The organism is Streptomyces sp. SAI-127 (genome assembly GCF_029894425.1).
Taxonomy (GTDB): domain Bacteria; phylum Actinomycetota; class Actinomycetes; order Streptomycetales; family Streptomycetaceae; genus Streptomyces.
On record NZ_JARXYJ010000001.1, the window covers coordinates 3,154,522 to 3,175,961 of the forward strand.

General features: G+C 66.2%; 13 protein-coding genes, 1 tRNA gene and 3 rRNA genes. 3 read left to right on the top strand and 14 right to left on the bottom strand.

All coding sequences use genetic code 11. The features are described from left to right. Positions 1-45: 45 nt before the first annotated feature. Positions 46-2,799 (top strand): SpoIIE family protein phosphatase, encoded by a 2,754-nt coding sequence (locus M2157_RS14275; RefSeq protein WP_280862247.1) that lies wholly within the window; start codon positions 46-48, stop codon positions 2,797-2,799. A 46-nt stretch (positions 2,800-2,845) separates the two neighbouring features. Here the strand turns inward: M2157_RS14275 and M2157_RS14280 are convergent. The 8 genes from M2157_RS14280 to thyX all read right to left on the bottom strand — a co-directional run bounded on the left by M2157_RS14280 (position 2,846) and on the right by thyX (position 13,103). Then, positions 2,846-2,921: transfer RNA gene (locus tag M2157_RS14280), tRNA-Thr, on the bottom strand. A 73-nt stretch (positions 2,922-2,994) separates the two neighbouring features. After that, on the bottom strand, positions 2,995-3,657 hold the full coding sequence (locus M2157_RS14285; RefSeq protein WP_280868201.1) for a DegT/DnrJ/EryC1/StrS family aminotransferase: 663 nt from the start codon (positions 3,655-3,657) through the stop codon (positions 2,995-2,997). Between the two features lie 116 nt (positions 3,658-3,773). After that, positions 3,774-3,890: ribosomal RNA gene (gene rrf / locus M2157_RS14290) — 5S ribosomal RNA — on the bottom strand. Positions 3,891-3,961: 71 nt separating this feature from the next. Continuing rightward, positions 3,962-7,084, bottom strand: a 23S ribosomal RNA gene (locus M2157_RS14295). A 305-nt stretch (positions 7,085-7,389) separates the two neighbouring features. After that, positions 7,390-8,915, bottom strand: a 16S ribosomal RNA gene (locus M2157_RS14300). Together the 16S, 23S and 5S rRNA genes form the textbook arrangement of a ribosomal RNA operon. A 497-nt stretch (positions 8,916-9,412) precedes the next feature. Beyond that, positions 9,413-11,098, bottom strand: a complete 1,686-nt coding sequence (locus tag M2157_RS14305; RefSeq protein ID WP_280862248.1) for a ribonuclease J — start codon at positions 11,096-11,098, stop codon at positions 9,413-9,415. A 153-nt stretch (positions 11,099-11,251) separates the two neighbouring features. Further along, positions 11,252-12,151, bottom strand: a complete 900-nt coding sequence (gene dapA, locus M2157_RS14310; RefSeq protein ID WP_280862249.1) for a 4-hydroxy-tetrahydrodipicolinate synthase — start codon at positions 12,149-12,151, stop codon at positions 11,252-11,254. Positions 12,152-12,362: 211 nt separating this feature from the next. Continuing rightward, the gene (thyX, locus tag M2157_RS14315) at positions 12,363-13,103 is read right to left on the bottom strand and encodes an FAD-dependent thymidylate synthase (protein ID WP_280862250.1); all 741 of its coding nucleotides are present in this window, start codon (positions 13,101-13,103) and stop codon (positions 12,363-12,365) included. Positions 13,104-13,281: 178 nt separating this feature from the next. Between thyX and M2157_RS14320 the strand changes: the two genes are divergently transcribed. Both M2157_RS14320 and M2157_RS14325 read left to right on the top strand, forming a co-directional pair. Then, entirely contained in the window at positions 13,282-13,521 is a 240-nt protein-coding gene (locus M2157_RS14320) for a hypothetical protein (protein WP_280868202.1), read from the top strand. Positions 13,522-13,643: 122 nt separating this feature from the next. Continuing rightward, the gene (locus tag M2157_RS14325; protein WP_280862251.1) at positions 13,644-14,198 is read left to right on the top strand and encodes a hypothetical protein; all 555 of its coding nucleotides are present in this window, start codon (positions 13,644-13,646) and stop codon (positions 14,196-14,198) included. A 72-nt stretch (positions 14,199-14,270) separates the two neighbouring features. Here the strand turns inward: M2157_RS14325 and M2157_RS14330 are convergent, their stop codons facing one another. From M2157_RS14330 to eccD, 6 genes are all read right to left on the bottom strand, one after another. Next, positions 14,271-14,726 carry a hypothetical protein gene (locus tag M2157_RS14330; protein WP_280862252.1) on the bottom strand — a complete coding sequence of 152 codons (456 nt, stop codon included), beginning with the start codon at positions 14,724-14,726 and terminating at the stop codon, positions 14,271-14,273. Next, entirely contained in the window at positions 14,726-15,478 is a 753-nt protein-coding gene (gene dapB, locus M2157_RS14335; RefSeq protein WP_280862253.1) for a 4-hydroxy-tetrahydrodipicolinate reductase, read from the bottom strand. The genes M2157_RS14330 and dapB overlap by 1 nt, the downstream gene beginning before the upstream one ends. A gap of 34 nt (positions 15,479-15,512) precedes the next feature. Next, positions 15,513-16,892, bottom strand: coding sequence for a pitrilysin family protein (locus tag M2157_RS14340; RefSeq protein ID WP_280862254.1), 1,380 nt, complete (start codon positions 16,890-16,892; stop codon positions 15,513-15,515). Then, on the bottom strand, positions 16,889-19,105 hold the full coding sequence (locus M2157_RS14345; RefSeq protein WP_280862255.1) for a polyribonucleotide nucleotidyltransferase: 2,217 nt from the start codon (positions 19,103-19,105) through the stop codon (positions 16,889-16,891). The genes M2157_RS14340 and M2157_RS14345 overlap by 4 nt, the downstream gene beginning before the upstream one ends. Before the next feature lie 314 nt (positions 19,106-19,419). Continuing rightward, the gene (gene rpsO / locus M2157_RS14350) at positions 19,420-19,707 is read right to left on the bottom strand and encodes a 30S ribosomal protein S15 (RefSeq protein ID WP_005479656.1); all 288 of its coding nucleotides are present in this window, start codon (positions 19,705-19,707) and stop codon (positions 19,420-19,422) included. Between the two features lie 253 nt (positions 19,708-19,960). Beyond that, positions 19,961-21,424, bottom strand: coding sequence for a type VII secretion integral membrane protein EccD (gene eccD / locus M2157_RS14355; protein ID WP_280865422.1), 1,464 nt, complete (start codon positions 21,422-21,424; stop codon positions 19,961-19,963). Between the last annotated feature and the right edge of the window lie 16 nt (positions 21,425-21,440).

Here is a 21,440-nt window from a genome sequence, read left to right on the forward strand (position 1 = left end):
GACGGTGGCACGAGCACGAGCGGGCATCGGAGGGCGGCCGCACACATGACCACCGGACTGGTCCCCGGGGGACAGACCCCGGACCCCCGGCCGACGGACGGGCTGCCGCAGCAGCGGCACGAGCCGGTCGGCCAGGCAGCCCTGCACGTCGACAACCGGCCGAGGAGTTCTGTGATCACCGCGCGCGCGGCCGCCAGCTTCGAGCCTGTCGGTCGATCGGTAGCGACCGCCCGCTCCTTCGTACGCGACACCCTCCAGGGATGGGGCTTCGCCGACATCGTCGACGACGCGGTGGTCCTCACCAGCGAACTCGTCACCAATGCCGTGGTGCACGCGGGCACCTCCGCGGATGTTCTGTGCCTGCGCAGTGACGACGGTGTCCGGATCGAGGTGGGTGACCGCTACCCCGAGCGCGAGATCCCCCTCCAGGGTCAGGCCGTCAACATGGGCAACCTCGACCGCGAGGGCGGCCGCGGCCTCCAGCTCTGCGCCGCGCTGGCCAGCCGGTGGGGCGTCGAGTACACCCCCACTCACAAGCAGGTCTGGTTCCGGCTCGATCTGCCCGAACGCACGGTGGGCACCCGCACGGCGGGCCCGTCCCTGCCCGCGGACCTCCTCCCGCTGGCGGACGGCCGCGTCCGCGTGGCCGTCGTCCAGATCGACCGCGCGTGCGCCATCAGCTCGTGGAACGAAGACGCCGAGGAACTCTTCGGTTATGCCGCCGAACAGGTCATCGGCAAGCCCCTGACCGACCTCGCGGCCTGGCCGCACACCCCCGGCACCGGCACCGGAATCGCCGAGGCCCTCCAACTCTCGCGCTGGGAGGGCAGTTACGGCATCAGGGCGGCCAACGGTCGCGTCACTTCTGTCTACGCCTCCCACCTGCGCGTCCGCGACACCGGCGGCGAGCCGTCCACGGTCTGCCTCCTGGTGCGCGACCACGAGCGCGCCGTCCTGCAGACCCCGTTGCGCGTGCCCGCCTCCGACACGAACACCTCCGTCGACGGCCAGAGCACCGACCCCTTCGAGGTGTTCATCGGCTCCCCGGCCCCGGACGACCTCGACGGCCTCCTTCAGCGCACTGTCGAACGCGCGCGCGACATGCTCGACGGCGACTCCGCCTTCCTGCTCCTCGCGACCGACGACGAGACCGAGCTGGAGGTCCGCGCCTCCACCGGCCTGCCCTCCGCCCGCCAGCGCTTCGCGCGCGTACCCGTCGAGGCAGGCCCCGGCCGCTACGGCTCCGCCCGCATGCCGGCCGTCCACGACGACCTCTCGGCCGTACCCGGCGCCGTACCGCTCCTGAACGGCACCGGCATGCGCTCGGTGGTCACGGTCCCGCTGAAGGTCGAGGGCCGCCTCACCGGCTCCCTCGGCGTGGCCGCCGAAGGCCCTGGCAGATATTCGAACGAAGAGGCCCTTCGCCTCCAATTCGCCGCCGACCGCATCGCGTTGGCGGTCGAGTCGGCCCGCCTGGGCGAACTCGAACGCTTGCGCCGCGGCTCCCTGAGCTTCCTCGTCGAGGCCTCCGACCTCCTCGCCGGCACCCTGGACCGCGACCAGACCCTGGCCCTCATGGCACAGATGACCGTCCCTACCCTGGCCACCTGGTGCGCCGTCTACACGATCGCCGACCAGGCCTCGGATCCCTATCTGTCGTACGTCCTCCACGAGGACGAGGAACTCATCGACGGCATCAAGTCGTTGCTGTCGAAGATCCAGCCCCCGGACCCGGTTCCCACCCCCGGTGCCCGCGTCTGGTCGGCCCCCGGCGAGGCAGCGCACCAAGCGGCTCTGCGCAGCTCCATGCGCAGCCTCGGACTCAGCGGCGGGCCCACCCACCAGATCGCCTCCGGAATCGGTCCCACGCTCGCCACAGCCTCCGCGGTGGGCGGCGAGACCGTCGTCCTCCCGCTGGTCGCCCGCAACCGCGTCATCGGCATGCTGACCCTCGGCAAGCCCGCGGACGAACACTTCCGCCAGGAAATCCTGGAACTGGCCGAGGACTTGTCCCGCCGGGCCGCCCTCGCCCTGGACAACGCCCGCCTCTACTCCGAGCGCACGGCCATCAGTCAGTCCCTCCAGCGCAGCCTGCTGCCGCCCGAGCTCCCCGAGATCGACGGCGTGGAGGTCGAGGTCATCTACCGCGCGGCGGGCGAGGGCAACGAGGTCGGTGGCGACTTCTACGACGTCTTCCCCATCAGCGACGGCGCCTACGGGTTCGCCATCGGCGATGTCTGCGGTACGGGCCCGAACGCGGCGGCGGTCACCGGCCTCGCCCGGCACGCCCTCAGGCTGCTCGCGCGCGAGGGCCTCAGCGGCCCGGCGGTCCTGGAACGCCTGAACTCCGCGATCCTCGACGAGGGCGCCCGCAGCCGCTTCCTGACCCTCCTCTACGGCGAGCTGTGGCCGCAACCGGACGGCAGCGCCCGCCTGAAGGTCGTCTGCGCCGGCCACCCCCTCCCGCTCCGCCTGCGCCAGGACGGCACCGTCGAACCGGCCGCCGAACCCCAGCCGCTCCTGGGCGTCATGGAGGACCTGGAGCTCTACGAGCAGACGGTCACCCTCGACCCGGGCGACGTCCTCCTCTGCGTCACGGACGGCGTCACCGAGCGCCGCGAAGGCACCCGCATGCTGGGCGACGACGGTCTCGCCGACGTCCTGACCACCTGCACGGGCCTGACGGCCGGCGCGGTCGCGGCCCGCATCATGCGCGCGGTCGAGCGCTTCGCCTCCGACGCCCCGTCCGACGACATGGCGATCCTGGCGATGCGCGTCCCGGGCCTGCACACGGACTGAGAAAGACACGAAAAAGGCCCCGCCCGAATGGGCGGGGCCTTTTGGCTGGAGCCCCCTAACGGAATCGAACCGTTGACCTTCTCCTTACCATGGAGACGCTCTGCCGACTGAGCTAAGGGGGCCTGTCGCTTTCGAGGTTTCCCTCGCGGCAACGGAATAGATCATACCCCGAGCAGGCCCGTGCTCCCAACTCGCTCAGAAAGCGGGCTGAAGCAGTCCCCCAAGTGCATTGCACGCGGCCACGACCCGCTGCATGTCCCGCTTGGTCAGCGAAGCGTCCACCGGCAGCGCAAGCGTCTCGTCGGCGGCCCGCTCGGTCTCCGGCAGCGACACACAACGCCGGAATTCGGGCAACCGGTGCACGGGCGTCTTCACCGGCACCCGGCAGTCAACTCCCTTGCCCCGCAGGGCCCGAGCGAACGCGTCCCGGTCCGGCCGCCCGTTACCCGGCACCCGCACCACATACTGCTGATACGTGTGTCCGTCCCCACCGTCGGGCGTGCGCACCCCGCGCAACTTCCCATCGAGGTAGCAGGCCCGCTCCCGACGCTGAGCGACCTCGTCGTACGGCGCCTCTGACTCGCCCTCCTGCAGGACCAGCAGCCCGTGCCGCTGCCCGAGCGCGAGCAGTCGCGCCATGTCGGCCGGTCGCCCGAATCGGTGTACGACAACGACGGCCGCCGTCCGCGGAGTTACCGCCGCTTCGACAGCGGAGGCGTCAAGGCAGTAGCTGACCGGATGTATGTCCGCGAACACCGGAAGCGCACCCGCGAGTGTCACCGCCTCGGCGACTTCGACGTTCCCGAAGGCCGGTACGACGACCTCGTCACCGACTCCGACGCCGGCGGCCCTGAGCATTGCAGCAGTACCCATGCCTCGGATGGTGGTTGCGCAACGTGAACTTCAAGTGACGCACAACAAAAAAGGGTTGGACCCCGAACCGAAGTTCAGGATCCAACCCTTTTTGAATAATTGTTCGGCGGTGTCCTACTCTCCCACAGGGTCCCCCCTGCAGTACCATCGGCGCTGTAAGGCTTAGCTTCCGGGTTCGGAATGTAACCGGGCGTTTCCCTCACGCTATGACCACCGAAACACTATGAAGTTAGACCGGAAACACAACACGGTCGTTGCCTCAGAACTAACACAGTGGACGCGAGCAAATATGGACAAGCCCTCGGCCTATTAGTACCGGTCACCTCCACCCATTACTGGGCTTCCAGATCCGGCCTATCAACCCAGTCGTCTACTGGGAGCCTTAACCCCTCAAAGGGGGTGGGAATACTCATCTCGAAGCAGGCTTCCCGCTTAGATGCTTTCAGCGGTTATCCCTCCCGAACGTAGCCAACCAGCCATGCCCTTGGCAGAACAACTGGCACACCAGAGGTTCGTCCGTCCCGGTCCTCTCGTACTAGGGACAGCCCTTCTCAATATTCCTGCGCGCGCAGCGGATAGGGACCGAACTGTCTCACGACGTTCTAAACCCAGCTCGCGTACCGCTTTAATGGGCGAACAGCCCAACCCTTGGGACCGACTCCAGCCCCAGGATGCGACGAGCCGACATCGAGGTGCCAAACCATCCCGTCGATATGGACTCTTGGGGAAGATCAGCCTGTTATCCCCGGGGTACCTTTTATCCGTTGAGCGACGGCGCTTCCACAAGCCACCGCCGGATCACTAGTCCCGACTTTCGTCCCTGCTCGACCCGTCGGTCTCACAGTCAAGCTCCCTTGTGCACTTACACTCAACACCTGATTACCAACCAGGCTGAGGGAACCTTTGGGCGCCTCCGTTACTCTTTAGGAGGCAACCGCCCCAGTTAAACTACCCATCAGACACTGTCCCTGATCCGGATCACGGACCCAGGTTAGACATCCAGCACGACCAGACTGGTATTTCAACGACGACTCCACAACCACTGGCGTGGCCGCTTCAAAGTCTCCCAGCTATCCTACACAAGCCGAACCGAACACCAATATCAAACTGTAGTAAAGGTCCCGGGGTCTTTCCGTCCTGCTGCGCGAAACGAGCATCTTTACTCGTAGTGCAATTTCACCGGGCCTATGGTTGAGACAGTCGAGAAGTCGTTACGCCATTCGTGCAGGTCGGAACTTACCCGACAAGGAATTTCGCTACCTTAGGATGGTTATAGTTACCACCGCCGTTTACTGGCGCTTAAGTTCTCAGCTTCGCCACACCGAAATGTGACTAACCGGTCCCCTTAACGTTCCAGCACCGGGCAGGCGTCAGTCCGTATACATCGCCTTACGGCTTCGCACGGACCTGTGTTTTTAGTAAACAGTCGCTTCTCGCTGGTCTCTGCGGCCACCCCCAGCTCGAGGAGCAAGTCCTCTCACCAGTGATGGCCCCCCTTCTCCCGAAGTTACGGGGGCATTTTGCCGAGTTCCTTAACCATAGTTCACCCGAACGCCTCGGTATTCTCTACCTGACCACCTGAGTCGGTTTAGGGTACGGGCCGCCATGAAACTCGCTAGAGGCTTTTCTCGACAGCATAGGATCATCCACTTCACCACAATCGGCTCGGCATCAGGTCTCAGACTATTGCCAGGCGGATTTACCTACCTGACGTCCTACACCCTTACCCCGGGACAACCACCGCCCGGGCTGGACTACCTTCCTGCGTCACCCCATCACTCACCTACTACAAGTCTGGTTCGCCGGCTCCACCACTTTCCATTCCCCGAAGGGTCCGGAACGGCTTCACGGACTTAGCATCGCCTGGTTCGATGTTTGACGCTTCACAGCGGGTACCGGAATATCAACCGGTTATCCATCGACTACGCCTGTCGGCCTCGCCTTAGGTCCCGACTTACCCTGGGCAGATCAGCTTGACCCAGGAACCCTTAGTCAATCGGCGCACACGTTTCCCACGTGTGTATCGCTACTCATGCCTGCATTCTCACTCGTGAACCGTCCACCACTGCCTTCCGGCGCGACTTCACCCGGCACACGACGCTCCCCTACCCATCCATACGGGCGTTGGCCCTATTGCATGAATGACACGACTTCGGCGGTACGCTTGAGCCCCGCTACATTGTCGGCGCGGAATCACTAGACCAGTGAGCTATTACGCACTCTTTCAAGGGTGGCTGCTTCTAAGCCAACCTCCTGGTTGTCTCTGCGACTCCACATCCTTTCCCACTTAGCGTACGCTTAGGGGCCTTAGTCGATGCTCTGGGCTGTTTCCCTCTCGACCATGGAGCTTATCCCCCACAGTCTCACTGCCGCGCTCTCACTTACCGGCATTCGGAGTTTGGCTAAGGTCAGTAACCCGGTAGGGCCCATCGCCTATCCAGTGCTCTACCTCCGGCAAGAAACACACGACGCTGCACCTAAATGCATTTCGGGGAGAACCAGCTATCACGGAGTTTGATTGGCCTTTCACCCCTAACCACAGGTCATCCCCCAGGTTTTCAACCCTGGTGGGTTCGGTCCTCCACGAAGTCTTACCTCCGCTTCAACCTGCCCATGGCTAGATCACTCCGCTTCGGGTCTTGAGCGTGCTACTCAAACGCCCTATTAGGACTCGCTTTCGCTACGGCTACCCCACCCGGGTTAACCTCGCAACACACCGCAAACTCGCAGGCTCATTCTTCAAAAGGCACGCAGTCACGAGACACCAAGCAAGCTTGATGTCCGACGCTCCCACGGCTTGTAGGCACACGGTTTCAGGTACTATTTCACTCCGCTCCCGCGGTACTTTTCACCATTCCCTCACGGTACTATCCGCTATCGGTCACCAGGGAATATTTAGGCTTAGCGGGTGGTCCCGCCAGATTCACACGGGATTTCTCGGGCCCCGTGCTACTTGGGTGTCTCTCAAACGAGCCGCTGATGTTTCGACTACGGGGGTCTTACCCTCTACGCCGGACCTTTCGCATGTCCTTCGCCTACATCAACGGTTTCTGACTCGTCTCACAGCCGGCAGACTGTGAAAGAGAGATCCCACAACCCCGAATGCGCAACCCCTGCCGGGTCTCACACGCATACGGTTTGGCCTCATCCGGTTTCGCTCGCCACTACTCCCGGAATCACGGTTGTTTTCTCTTCCTGCGGGTACTGAGATGTTTCACTTCCCCGCGTTCCCTCCACATACCCTATGTGTTCAGGTATGGGTGACAGCCCATGACGACTGCCGGGTTTCCCCATTCGGAAACCCCCGGATCAAAGCCTGGTTGACGACTCCCCGGGGACTATCGTGGCCTCCCACGTCCTTCATCGGTTCCTGGTGCCAAGGCATCCACCGTGCGCCCTTAAAAACTTGGCCACAGATGCTCGCGTCCACTGTGCAGTTCTCAAACAACGACCAGCCACCCATCACCCCGCCCTCACAGGCGAGTTCACTGGGGCCGGCATCGAGGGAAATCATTCCCTCAGACACCCAACAGCGTGCCCGACACCCTCGCCACTCGTGATCAGCTTTCCACGCCCCGAAGAGCAGTACTGGCAGCCCGAGATGACTGAAAGTGCCGAATAATCAACGTTCCACCCATGAGCAACCACCGCAGAACGTGTGCCTGCGTAGTGGCCTCTGACCTCACCCCGAGGGGATCGGTGAGAAGTGCTCCTTAGAAAGGAGGTGATCCAGCCGCACCTTCCGGTACGGCTACCTTGTTACGACTTCGTCCCAATCGCCAGTCCCACCTTCGACAGCTCCCTCCCACAAGGGGTTGGGCCACCGGCTTCGGGTGTTACCGACTTTCGTGACGTGACGGGCGGTGTGTACAAGGCCCGGGAACGTATTCACCGCAGCAATGCTGATCTGCGATTACTAGCAACTCCGACTTCATGGGGTCGAGTTGCAGACCCCAATCCGAACTGAGACAGGCTTTTTGAGATTCGCTCCACCTCACGGTATCGCAGCTCATTGTACCTGCCATTGTAGCACGTGTGCAGCCCAAGACATAAGGGGCATGATGACTTGACGTCGTCCCCACCTTCCTCCGAGTTGACCCCGGCGGTCTCCTGTGAGTCCCCATCACCCCGAAGGGCATGCTGGCAACACAGGACAAGGGTTGCGCTCGTTGCGGGACTTAACCCAACATCTCACGACACGAGCTGACGACAGCCATGCACCACCTGTACACCGACCACAAGGGGGGCACCATCTCTGATGCTTTCCGGCGTATGTCAAGCCTTGGTAAGGTTCTTCGCGTTGCGTCGAATTAAGCCACATGCTCCGCTGCTTGTGCGGGCCCCCGTCAATTCCTTTGAGTTTTAGCCTTGCGGCCGTACTCCCCAGGCGGGGAACTTAATGCGTTAGCTGCGGCACCGACGACGTGGAATGTCGCCAACACCTAGTTCCCACCGTTTACGGCGTGGACTACCAGGGTATCTAATCCTGTTCGCTCCCCACGCTTTCGCTCCTCAGCGTCAGTAATGGCCCAGAGATCCGCCTTCGCCACCGGTGTTCCTCCTGATATCTGCGCATTTCACCGCTACACCAGGAATTCCGATCTCCCCTACCACACTCTAGCTAGCCCGTATCGAATGCAGACCCGGGGTTAAGCCCCGGGCTTTCACACCCGACGTGACAAGCCGCCTACGAGCTCTTTACGCCCAATAATTCCGGACAACGCTTGCGCCCTACGTATTACCGCGGCTGCTGGCACGTAGTTAGCCGGCGCTTCTTCTGCAGGTACCGTCACTTTCGCTTCTTCCCTGCTGAAAGAGGTTTACAACCCGAAGGCCGTCATCCCTCACGCGGCGTCGCTGCATCAGGCTTTCGCCCATTGTGCAATATTCCCCACTGCTGCCTCCCGTAGGAGTCTGGGCCGTGTCTCAGTCCCAGTGTGGCCGGTCGCCCTCTCAGGCCGGCTACCCGTCGTCGCCTTGGTGAGCCATTACCTCACCAACAAGCTGATAGGCCGCGGGCTCATCCTTCACCGCCGGAGCTTTCAACCACCACAGATGCCTGCGGTAGTGGTATCCGGTATTAGACCCCGTTTCCAGGGCTTGTCCCAGAGTGAAGGGCAGATTGCCCACGTGTTACTCACCCGTTCGCCACTAATCCCCACCGAAGTGGTTCATCGTTCGACTTGCATGTGTTAAGCACGCCGCCAGCGTTCGTCCTGAGCCAGGATCAAACTCTCCGTGAATGTTTACCGGTAATCCGGTCGACACACACGAGAGCGGAGCGACCACCGGAATAAGGCGGTCGCTCACAGCGTCCTCGCTGTGTTTTTTCAAAGGAACCTCGCCCCAGCAGATGCTGGAGACGGGGTATCAACATATCTGGCGTTGATTTTTGGCACGCTGTTGAGTTCTCAAGGAACGGACGCTTCCTTTGTACTCACCCTCTCGGGCTTTCCTCCGGGCTTTTCCCTTCGGTCTTGCGTTTCCGACTCTATCAGACCGTTTCCGGTTCCGATTTCCTCGGTGCTTTCCAGGTTCCCGCTCTCGCGTTTCCCTTTCCGGCGGCTCCGACTTTATCAGAAGTTCTGAGTCGGAATTCCCGCCCCCGGAGGTTGGCTCCGGAGCACGAAGCTGCCGGGTTCCCCCTCGGGCGGAGCCGTAAACGTACTGGAGCGGGGCGCCTCGATGCAAATCGAGGCGCCCCGCTCCTGGTTCACTCAGGCGAGTGTCCGACGGTCCGTCAGACCTCCACCACCACAGGGAGGATCATCGGCCTGCGGCGATAGGTGTCGGAGACCCACTTGCCCAGGGTCCGCCGCACCAGCTGTTGCAGCTGGTGGGGTTCGACCACGCCGTCCTGTGCCGAGCGCTCCAGGACCTCCGTGATCCTCGGGATCACGTCGCTGAACGCCGAGTCGTCGATGCCGGAGCCGCGGGCCTGGATGTGCGGGCCCCCCGTGATCTTGCCGGTGGACGAGTCCACCACCAGGAAGACCGAGATGATGCCCTCGTCGCCGAGGATCTTGCGGTCCTTGAGGGCCGGCTCGCCGACATCGCCGACCGAGAGGCCGTCGACGTAGACGTATCCCGCCTGGACCTTGCCCGAGATCTTCGCCTTGCCCTCCACGAGGTCGACGACCACACCGTCCTCGGCGATGACGATCCGGTCGTGCGGGACGCCGGTCAGGGCGCCCAACTCGGCGTTGGCGCGCAGGTGCCGCCATTCGCCGTGGACCGGCATCAGGTTCTTCGGCCGGCAGATGTTGTAGAAGTACAGGAGCTCGCCAGCGGACGCGTGGCCCGAGACATGCACCTTGGCGTTGCCCTTGTGGACGACGTTGGCGCCCCATCGGGTCAGGCCGTTGATCACGCGGTAGACCGCGTTCTCGTTCCCGGGGATCAGCGAGGACGCGAGGATCACCGTGTCGCCGTTGACGATCCGGATCTGGTGGTCACGGTTGGCCATGCGGGACAGGGCGGCCATCGGTTCGCCCTGGGAGCCCGTGCAGACCAGGACCACCTCGTGGTCCGGCAGGTCGTCGAGCGTCTTGACGTCGACCACCAGGCCCGGGGGGACCTTCAGATAGCCGAGGTCGCGCGCGATGCCCATGTTGCGGACCATCGAGCGGCCGACGAAGGCGACCCGGCGGCCGTACTCGTGGGCCGCGTCCAGGATCTGCTGGATGCGGTGGATGTGGCTGGCGAAGCTCGCCACGATGATGCGCTTGCGGGCGTTGCCGAAGACCTGCCGCAGGACGTTCGAGATGTCCTTCTCCGGCGGGACGAAGCCCGGGACCTCGGCGTTCGTGGAGTCGGAGAGAAGGAGGTCGATGCCTTCCTCGCTCAACCGCGCGAACGCGTGCAGGTCCGTGAGACGGCCGTCCAGCGGGAGCTGGTCCATCTTGAAGTCGCCCGTGTGGACCACCATGCCGGCGGGCGTACGGATGGCGACCGCCAGGGCGTCGGGGATGGAGTGGTTGACCGCGACGAACTCGCAGTCGAAGGGACCGATGCGCTCGCGGTGACCCTCCGCAACCTCGAGGGTGTAGGGGCGGATGCGGTGCTCCTGGAGCTTGGCCTCGATGAGCGCGAGGGTCAGCTTGGAGCCGATCAGTGGGATGTCCGGCTTCTCGCGGAGGAGGAACGGGACGCCACCGATGTGGTCCTCGTGGCCATGTGTGAGGACGATGCCCTCGATGTCGTCGAGGCGGTCCCTGATGGACGAGAAGTCCGGCAGGATCAGGTCGATTCCGGGTTGTTCCTCCTCCGGGAAGAGCACCCCGCAGTCGACGATCAGCAGACGGCCGCCGTATTCGAAGACCGTCATGTTTCGGCCGATTTCGCCGAGACCACCGAGTGGGGTGACCCGCAGGGCGCCTTCGAGAAGCGGCGGGGGCGGGGCCAGTTCAGGATGCGGATGACTCAAAAGACTCTCCTCACCACACACGCCACGTACCGGTGGGGCACATGGCGTGCGTGACGTTGGTGCGTGTAGCAGTTGTCGTTGTGGTGCGGGCACCGGTGGCCCGCGTATTCAGTTGTTGAGTCCGGTTGCGCGCCGGGCGCGCGAAGTCTGGTGCTAGAGCTGTACCCCGCCGGCGGCAAGATCGATCTTGAGCTGCCCGATCTCGTCGGCGGAAAGCTCCACCATGGGGGCGCGCAGCGGCCCGGCGGGCAGGCCCTGGAGGGCGAGCGCTGCCTTGGTCGTCATCACGCCCTGGGTGCGGAACATGCCGGTGTACACGGGGAGCAGCTTCTGGTGGATCTCGGTGGCCTTCTGGACGTCGCCGGAGACGAACGCCTCGACCAGGGCGCGCAGGTCCGGGGTGACCACATGGCCGACGACCGAGACGAAGCCGACCGCGCCGACGGAGAGCAGCGGGAGGTTCAGCATGTCGTCGCCGGAGTACCAGGCGAGGCCGGAGCGGGCGATGGCCCAGCTGGCGCGGCCGAGGTCGCCCTTGGCGTCCTTGTTGGCGACGATCCGTGGGTGCTCGGCGAGCCGGACCAGCGTCTCCGTGCTGATCGGGACACCGCTGCGGCCCGGGATGTCGTAGAGCATCACGGGCAGCTCTGCGGCGTCGGCGACGGCCTTGAAGTGCCGGTACAGGCCCTCCTGCGGAGGCTTGTTGTAGTACGGCGTCACGATCAGGAGGCCGTGCGCGCCCACGTTCTCGGCGGCCCGTGCCAGCTCGATGCTGTGGTGGGTGTCGTTGGTGCCGACGCCGGCGACGACGTGGGCGCGGTCGCCGACCGCCTCCAGTACGGCTCGTACCAGGTCCGATTTCTCCGCGTCACTGGTGGTGGGGGACTCGCCGGTGGTGCCGTTGATGATCAGGCCGTCGTTGCCTGCGTCCACCAGGTGGGTGGCGAGCCGCTGTGCGCCGTCGAGGTCGAGTGCGCCGTCCGCCGTGAACGGCGTGACCATGGCGGTGAGGACCCGCCCGAAGGGGGTCTGCGGAGTGGAGGTCGGAGCCATGGGTAACACGCTACTCGTTGCTCAAGGTGGGGTCTGCCCTAGGGGGACGCGACAAGTGGTGACAAATGCGGAGCCCGGCACTGCCTGCTCGGGGGTTCAAGCAGTGCCGGGTCCGTTTGATCAGGCTAAGTGAACTTCTCCAAATGCCGCAATACGGACACTTCGCCGGGAGGGCCCGCACATCTGTGCTTCGCGGGGAAACAGGCGTCCGTTACGGTGCCACACGGCCGTTCGCATTGAAGGCGGCGTAGGTGAGGGGCATGAGCTTCGCCCACTCCGCCTCCATCTTCTCGCCGACCATCTCGATCTCCCGCTGCGGGAAGGACGGCACCGTCGCCTGCTCGTGCTGGGTGCGCAGACCGAGGAAGTGCATGAGCGAGCGGGCGTTGCAGGTGGCGTACATCGAGGAGAACAGGCCGACGGGGAGGACCGAGCGGGCGACCTCGCGGGCGACGCCCTGCGCGAGCATCTCCTGGTAGGCGCGGTACGCCTGGCGGTACGACTCCTCCATGGCGCTGCCGACGGACTCGTGCTGCTCGGGTGTGCCCTCGACGAAGACGTACTTGCCCGGGCGGCCCTGCTGGACGAGCTTGCGGTCGGGGCCGGGGACGTAGAAGACGGGCTGGAGCTCCCGGTAGCGGCCGGACTCCTCGTTGTAGGACCACCCCACGCGGTGCCGCATGAACTCGCGGAAGACGAGGATCGGGGCGTTGATGAAGAAGGTCATGGAGTTGTGCTCGAACGGGCTGCCGTGCCGGTCCCGCATGAGGTAGTTGATCAGGCCCTTGGAGCGCTCCGGGTCCTTGCTCAGCTCTTCCAGGGACTGCTCTCCGACGGTCGACACCCTGGCGGCGAACAGCACGTCGGAGTCGGCCGCGCTGTGCTTGACCAGTTCGACAGTGACGTCGTTGCGCAGCTCGATCTTGAAATCGTCGTCGGGGGTGGGGCTCACGGTTCGGGGGGTCCTTCCCAGCTCGTCGTATGGCGACGCCACTCTACGACCCGCCAAACGGGACTTTCACTATCGTGACCGAGTTAAGTCGGCGAAACCGGGCACCTTTTGCGGCAACCGCTCGTCTGTACAGACAGCAGCGATTCGTTCGATCCCCGAAGGGAGAAGTACCCCCATGCTGTTGCGTCGGCGCGAGCCCGTACCGTTCGCATTTCTCGCCGAAGCCGACAGGTTCCGCAGCAATGTCACCCCTCCACCCTGCCAGAAGGTGTCCGCCGGTGAGATGGCCGGACGCTGGTTGACGGGACTCACCATCGTCGCCGGACTCGTGGGATCCCTGGTCCTCGGGATGCCGGCGCTGTCACAGGATCAGGCGCCCGCACAGAACCAGCAGTCGCAGGCCTCTCAGGGGCACTGACTCTCCCCTCGCCGGAATGGCGTGGGAGCTACCCCCATGGACCCCCTGAGGTGGCCGACAGGGATACCGGCGGATAGCCTCACCGGGCACAGCCCACCGCATGGATCGAGTGAGGACCCGCCGTGCCCCTGCCCTTCCTGACGGCCGACCGCGCATTCGAGACGACGGACGACGTCGCGCTGCCGTTCGACAACCGTGACCACTGGCGCCGGCCCTACCGGCCGGGTCCGTGGCGGGTGGGCGTGGCCGCGATCCTGCTGCTGCTCGCCTCGTACGTGCTGTTCGCGGCGGTGATCATCGCGCTGACGGACTCGCCGTCCGAGGCCGGTGTGGTGTTCGGCATCGCGGCGCTCGTCATCGTCGGCGCGCTGCGGCTGCTGCGCATGGGTGTGTGGGTCAGCGCTCGCGGGGTGCGCCGGGTGGGCTTCCTCCTCACTCGTACGGTGTCCTGGGAGCAGGTCGTCGCCGTGCGGACGGCACAGCAGCCGGTGCGCTGGCTCGGACTGCCGCGCACGGTCCAGGGGCAGGCCCTGACCCTCGTACGACAGGGCCAGGCGCCGCAGGACGTGTCGCCGCTGCTGACCACGCACAACGCGGACTTCCTCGCGCGCGGCCAGGCGTTCGAGCGGGCCGCGGACGCGGTGGAGGCCTGGGCCGCGGAGTACGGGCGGGCCTGAGCCCGACAGGGATATGCATGGCGAAGGGGGCCGGTCCGCGCCAGGACCGGCCCCCTTCGCCATGCCGGGGCTTCAGAGCTGCTGGACGGGCCTGCCGTCGTGCAGTGCTATCGCGCGCTGCATCGCCTTGCGCGCCCGGGGCGTGTCGCGGGCGTCGTGGTAGGCGACGGCGAGACGGAACCAGCTGCGCCAGTCGTCGGGAGCCGCCTCCGTCTCGGCCCTGCGCTTGGCGAAGACCTCGTCGGCCGAGTCACGGTCGATCCGGCCGCCGGGCGTGCGCTGAAGCTCGTCGACGGGCAGGCCGCCCTCTGCGTCGAGCTCCGCGGCGAGAGCGTTGGCCCTGCGGACGAACTGGGTGTTCTTCCACAGGAACCACACGCCGATCACCGGCAGGATCAGCACCGCTACGCCGAAGGTGACGGTGACGAGGGTGCCGGACTGGATCAGCATGACGCCGCGGCTGCCGACCAGGACGAAGTAGAAGACCAGGACGGCGGCCGTGAGGGCGTAGGACAGCTTGGCGCGCATCAGCCCAGGTCCAGGAAGTGCTCCAGGCCGAAGGTCAGGCCCGGGGTCGTGACCACTCGGCGGGCGCCGAGCAGGATGCCCGGCATGAAGCTGCTGTGGTGGAGGGAGTCGTGGCGGACCGTCAGGGTTTCGCCCTCCCCGCCGAGCAGGACCTCCTGGTGGGCGAGCAGCCCGCGCAGACGGACGGCGTGCACGGGGACCCCGTCGACGTCCGCGCCGCGCGCCCCGTCCAGGGCCGTCTCCGTGGCGTCCGGCGCCGGGGCCGTGCCCGCCGCGCGCCGGGCCTCGGCGATGAGCTGGGCCGTGCGGGTGGCGGTGCCGGACGGGGCGTCGACCTTCTTGGGGTGGTGGAGCTCGACGACCTCGACGGACTCGAAGTAGGGCGCGGCGATCTGCGCGAACTTCATCGTCAGGACGGCCCCGATGGAGAAGTTGGGCGCAATGAGGACGCCCGTCTGCGGGGAGGCGTCCAGCCAGCCCTTCAGCTGCGCGAGGCGCTCGTCGGTCCAGCCCGTCGTACCGACCACGGCGTGGATGCCGTGGCCGACGCAGTACTCGAGGTTGTCCATCACCGAGGCCGGCGTGGTCAGTTCGACGGCGACCTGCGCGCCGGTCTCGGCCAGTGTCTCCAGTTTGTCGCCCCGGCCGAGGGCGGCCACCAGCTCCATGTCCTCGGCGGCCTCGACGGCCTTGACCGCCTCGGCGCCGATCCGGCCCTTGGCCCCGAGGACCGCCACGCGCAGCTTGCTCATCTTCTTGCTTCCTAACCGATGCAACCGGGGTGGATTAGGCGACGGCCTCGTGCAGTCGGGCCGCCTGCTTGTCCTTCAGCGGGCCGATGACCGACAGGGACGGACGCTGTCCCAGGATCTCGCGAGCGACCGTACGCACGTCGTCCGGGGTGACCGACGCTATCCGGGCCAGCATGTCGTCGACGGACATCTGCTCGCCCCAGCACAGCTCGCTCTTGCCGATGCGGTTCATCAGCGCGCCGGTGTCCTCCAGGCCCAGGACCGTGGAGCCCCTGAGCTGCCCGATGGCGCGGCCGATCTCGTCGTCCGACAGGCCGTGTTCGGCGACCTGGTCGAGTTCGTCGCGGCAGATCTTCAGCACGTCGTGCACCTGCGAGGGCCGGCAGCCGGCATACACGCCGAACAGGCCGCAGTCGGCGAAGCCGGAGGTGTACGAGTAGACGCTGTACGCCAGTCCGCGCTTCTCCCTGACCTCCTGGAAGAGGCGCGAGGACATGCCGCCGCCGAGGGCGGTGTTGAGCACGCCGAGGGCCCAGCGGCGCTCGTCCGTGCGGGGCAGGCCGGGCATGCCGAGGACGACGTGGGCCTGCTCGGTCTTGCGGCCGATCAGCTCGACGCGGCCCGCGGTGCGCAGGGCGCGCCGGCCGTCGCGCGGGGCGATGGGCATGGCGTCGGGGCCCTTCAGGGCGCCGGCCTTCTCGAAGGCGGCACGGACCTGTCGTACGACCTTGTTGTGGTCGACGTTGCCGGCGGCCGCGACCACGAGATGCGTCGGGTCGTAGTGCTTCTTGTAGAAGCGGCGGATGCGGTCGGCGGTGAGGGCGTTGACGGTGTCCACCGTGCCGAGGACCGGACGGCCGAGGGGGTTGTCGCCGAACATGGTGCGCGCGAACAGGTCGTGCACGCAGTCGCCCGGGTCGTCCTCGGTCATGGCGATCTCTTCGAGGATCGCGCCGCGCTCGACGTTGACGTCCTCTTCGAGGATGAGCGAGCCCGTCAGCATGTCGCAGACGACGTCTATGGCCAGCGGCAGGTCGGCGTCGAGCACGCGCGCGTAGTAGCACGTGTACTCCTTCGCCGTGAAGGCGTTCATCTCGCCGCCGACCGCGTCGATGGCGGAGGAGATGTCCAGCGCACTACGACGGGTGGTGCCCTTGAAGAGGAGGTGCTCCAGGTAGTGCGTGGCGCCGTTCAGGGACGGCGTCTCGTCGCGGGAGCCGACGTGCGCCCAGATGCCGAAGGTCGCGGAGCGGACCGACGGCAGGGTTTCGGTGACGATGCGCAGGCCGCCGGGGAGGGTGGTCTTGCGTACGGTGCCGATGCCGTTGGTGCCCTTGATCAGGGTTTGGGTACGGGCGACGGCCCGCGCCTCCGAGGAGGTGCGGGCCGTCGCCGTGGAGCTACTCGACGTCACTGGTCGGTGTCGTCCTTCTTCTCATCGTCGCCTTCGCCCTCGATCACGGGGATCAGGGAGAGCTTGCCGCGGGAGTCGATCTCGGCGATCTCGACCTGGACCTTGGCGCCCACACCGAGCACGTCCTCGACGTTCTCCACGCGCTTGCCGCCGGCGAGCTTGCGGATCTGCGAGATGTGCAGCAGACCGTCCTTGCCCGGGAGCAGCGAGACGAACGCACCGAAGGTGGTCGTCTTGACGACCGTGCCCAGGTAGCGCTCGCCGACCTCCGGCATGGTCGGGTTGGCGATCGAGTTGATCGTGGTGCGGGCGGCCTCGGCGGAGGGACCGTCGACCGCGCCGATGTAGATCGTGCCGTCGTCCTCGATCGTGATGTCGGCGCCGGTGTCCTCCTGGATCTGGTTGATCATCTTGCCCTTGGGGCCGATGACCTCGCCGATCTTGTCCACGGGGATCTTGACGGTGATGATCCGCGGGGCGTTGGGGGACATCTCGTCCGGCGTGTCGATCGCTTCCATCATCACGTCGAGGATGTGGAGGCGGGCGTCACGGGCCTGCTTGAGAGCGGCGGCCAGGACGGAGGCGGGGATGCCGTCCAGCTTGGTGTCGAGCTGGAGGGCGGTGACGAACTCCTTGGTGCCGGCGACCTTGAAGTCCATGTCACCGAAGGCGTCCTCCGCACCGAGGATGTCGGTGAGGGTGACGTAGTGCGTCTCGCCTTCGATGTCCTGCGAGATCAGACCCATGGCGATACCGGCGACGGGGGCCTTCAGCGGCACACCGGCGTTCAGCAGCGACATGGTGGAGGCGCAGACCGAGCCCATGGACGTCGAGCCGTTGGAGCTCAGCGCCTCGGAGACCTGGCGGATCGCGTAGGGGAACTCCTCGCGGGTCGGCAGGACCGGGACCAGGGCGCGCTCGGCGAGGGCGCCGTGGCCGATCTCGCGACGCTTCGGGGAGCCGACGCGGCCGGTCTCGCCGGTGGAGTACGGCGGGAAGTTGTAGTTGTGCATGTAGCGCTTGCGGGTCACCGGGGAGAGGGTGTCCAGCTGCTGCTCCATGCGGAGCATGTTGAGGGTGGTGACGCCCAGGATCTGGGTCTCGCCACGCTCGAACACCGCGGAGCCGTGCACGCGCGGGATGGCCTCGACCTCGGCGGCGAGCGTACGGATGTCCGTCACGCCACGGCCGTCGATGCGCTTCTTCTCCTTGATCACGCGCTCGCGGACGAGCTGCTTGGTCAGGGAGCGGTACGCGGCGGAGATCTCCTTCTCGCGACCCTCGAACTCCGGCAGGAGCTTCTCGGCGGCGAGCGCCTTGACGCGGTCCAGCTCGGCCTCGCGCTCCTGCTTGCCCGCGATGGTCAGCGCGGAGGCGAGCTCCGGGCGGACGGCGGCGGACAGCGCCTCCAGGATGTCGTCCTGGTAGTCGTGGAAGATCGGGAACTCGCCGGTGGGCTTGGCGGCCTTCGACGCGAGGTCGGCCTGGGCCTTGCAGAGCACCTTGATGAAGGGCTTCGCGGCTTCCAGACCGGCGGCGACGACCTCCTCGGTCGGAGCCTCGGCGCCGCCCTTGACCAGCTGGATGGTCTTCTCGGTGGCCTCGGCCTCGACCATCATGATCGCGACGTCGCCGTCCTCCAGGGTGCGGCCCGCGACGACCATGTCGAAGACGGCGTCCTCGAGCTCGGAGTGCGTCGGGAAGGCCACCCACTGGCCGTTGATCAGCGCGACGCGGACGCCGCCGATCGGGCCGGAGAAGGGCAGACCGGCCAGCTGCGTGGACGCGGAGGCGGCGTTGATCGCCACCACGTCGTACAGGTGGTCGGGGTTGAGCGCCATGATCGTGGCGACGACCTGGATCTCGTTGCGCAGGCCCTTCTTGAAGGAGGGGCGCAGCGGGCGGTCGATCAGGCGGCAGGTGAGGATGGCGTCCTCGGAGGGGCGGCCCTCACGGCGGAAGAAGCTGCCGGGGATCTTGCCGGCGGCGTACATCCGCTCCTCGACGTCCACCGTCAGGGGGAAGAAGTCGAGCTGGTCCTTGGGGTTCTTGGAGGCGGTGGTGGCCGACAGCACCATGGTGTCGTCGTCCAGGTACGCCACGGCGGAGCCGGCGGCCTGCTTGGCCAGGCGGCCCGTCTCGAAGCGGATGGTGCGGGTGCCGAAGGAGCCGTTGTCGATGACGGCCTCGGCGTAGTGGGTCTCGTTCTCCACTAGCGTTTTCTCCGTTACTTATCGTCTGCGTTGCGTCTTTTGTCCCGATCCGCCCGTGTGGCGGGGGGACGTGAGCGGAGAAGCGCTCCATCTGGTGCGGGCCGGTCTTCGATCGAAGCACCCGGGTTCGCAAGTCCCGGGGGCCACTACCGAGGACCGGCGGCGGCGAGGTGCACTTCTCCTCGTGTTACTGCGTTGTGCTACCACACTACAAAGTGGGTGTGACACTGCGCACGTTTCCGCACGTACGTCGAGCACGTACGGCAAAGGGAGCGGTCCCCGATCGTTTCGGGAACCGCTCCCTTCACGGCGTCCTACTTGGCGCCCGCCGCACCGCGGCGGATGCCGAGGCGGTCGACCAGCGCACGGAAGCGCTGGATGTCCTTCTTCGCCAGGTACTGGAGAAGGCGACGGCGCTGACCGACCAGGATCAGCAGACCACGACGGGAGTGGTGGTCGTGCTTGTGGGTCTTGAGGTGCTCGGTCAGGTCCGAGATACGGCGCGAGAGCATCGCGACCTGGACCTCGGGGGAGCCGGTGTCGCCCTCCTTGGTACCGAACTCAGTGATGATCTGCTTCTTCGTAGCGGCGTCGAGCGACACGCGTACTCCTCGTAGTCTCTTGGGTAGCCACCGAGTGCCCCTGGTCCACTTCTCAGGGGAGCTTCCGTAACTCGGGAGGCGGGGATCCGCTGGGCGCGGCCTCCAGAGCGGTGAGCTCCGGGGGTGCGTACACAAACGGCCGTCAGCCAGCGTATCAGCCCTGCGGCAGTGCCCCGGACCCCCGCCCGCGTCGTACACATGACGCGGCGGCTGCCACCGTGTGGGTGACAGCCGCCGCGAGGTGTGCGGACGGTCAGCTGGTCATGCCGCGGGCCGCCGCGTACAGGTCGAGGACCGCGAGGCACAGCGGGATGAGGGAGAGGAGCACCGCGCCCTCGCTCAGGTCGAGCATCCGGCCCCAGAAGGGGGTCACGCCCTTGCGCGGCACGATCAGGGCGATGGCCACCAGGAGCGTGGCACCCAGGGCCACCGCGGCGGACAGCCAGACGGTGCGGATGTCCAGCGGGGCGCTGTTGTGGTCGTAGATGAGGTCCTTGATGATGTCGGCCGGCGGGTTCAGGGCGAGGCCGAGGACCAGCAGGCTGACGGTGATGATGCCCGAGATCATCAGGGTCACGACCTGGGACGTGTACAGGAAGAGCCGGGCCCGCATCAGCATGGCGAGGCCGGCCGCCAGCGACAGCAGCTGGGCCCAGCCGCTGCTGGAGAAGCCGAGCACCACACCAGCGGAGGCGACACCGGTGACCGCGGAGCCGCCGACGAGGCCGAGCAACAGCTCGTGGCCGCGGCGGGCCTGGTCGGTGATGAGCTGGTAGTCGACCGGCTCCTGCTCCTGCTGGTCCTCGGCGCGGCCGCGCTTGGCGATCTGGTCGGGCGAGCGGAAGCCGATGGGCAGCCGGGAGAAGCGGGCGGACCAGCCGGGCAGGAAGCCGATGACGGCGACCATGACGACGGCGGTGACGGCGGCGGTCTCACGCGGCTCGGCCTCGGAGACGATCGCGGCGAAGGTGGCGAGGACGCCGACACCGGCGCCGAACGCGGCGGCGATGAAGGGCGCGTCCTTCTGGGGCAGCATCAGGACGAGCAGCACCGCGGCGACGAGGACGACGGCGAAGCCGACGAGGAGGTTCAGCCGTCCGGGGCCCTCACCCGCGTCGAGGGCCATGATGCCGGAACCGCCGACCATCAGGTGCGGCAGCGAGGCGAGGCCGAGGGCCACGGCCGCGTGGTGGTCGTCGTAGACCCGGGCGCGGACGGAGGCGAGCGCGACGAGGACGACACCGGTGACTCCGACGATGACGCCCGGCAGTCCGTGCATGTCGTGGCGCAGCGGCTCCGAGAACCACAGGGCCAGCGCCATCATCGTCAGCAGCAGCGCACCGGCGGTCAGGCCGACGACGCGCATCATGCCGTCGTTCCAGCTGCGCCGGTCGGCCTCGACGACGGCGGCCACGGCGTCGACGACGTCGTCGAAGACGGCGGGCGGCAGGGAGTCCGCGAACGGCCGCAGGAGCAGCAATTCGCCATCGCGTATCTGCTGTTCGGAGAGCGAGCGGCCGTCGTCGAGGACGGAGCCGTCCCTGCGTACGAGGTTGTACCCGGTGGGCGCGGCCTCTTCGGGCGTCTGTCCCGACAGCCGCAGGATCTCCGGGTATACGTCAGAGAGCGGCACGTCCTCGGGAAGTGCCACATCGATCCGGCTGTTCGGTGCCGCCACCGTGACCCGGCAGAATCCGGTTGCTGAAACCGTACTCACCTGACGGTTCCCCCTA

Bases quoted from the DNA above. Each gene is read 5' to 3' on its own strand.
- M2157_RS14275 (WP_280862247.1), top strand. From the start codon at position 46: ATGACCACCGGACTGGTCCCCGGGGGACAGACCCCGGACCCCCGGCCG.
- M2157_RS14285 (WP_280868201.1), bottom strand. From the start codon at position 3,657: ATGCTCAGGGCCGCCGGCGTCGGAGTCGGTGACGAGGTCGTCGTACCG.
- dapA (WP_280862249.1), bottom strand. From the start codon at position 12,151: ATGGCTCCGACCTCCACTCCGCAGACCCCCTTCGGGCGGGTCCTCACC.
- M2157_RS14330 (WP_280862252.1), bottom strand. From the start codon at position 14,726: ATGCGCGCCAAGCTGTCCTACGCCCTCACGGCCGCCGTCCTGGTCTTC.
- dapB (WP_280862253.1), bottom strand. From the start codon at position 15,478: ATGAGCAAGCTGCGCGTGGCGGTCCTCGGGGCCAAGGGCCGGATCGGC.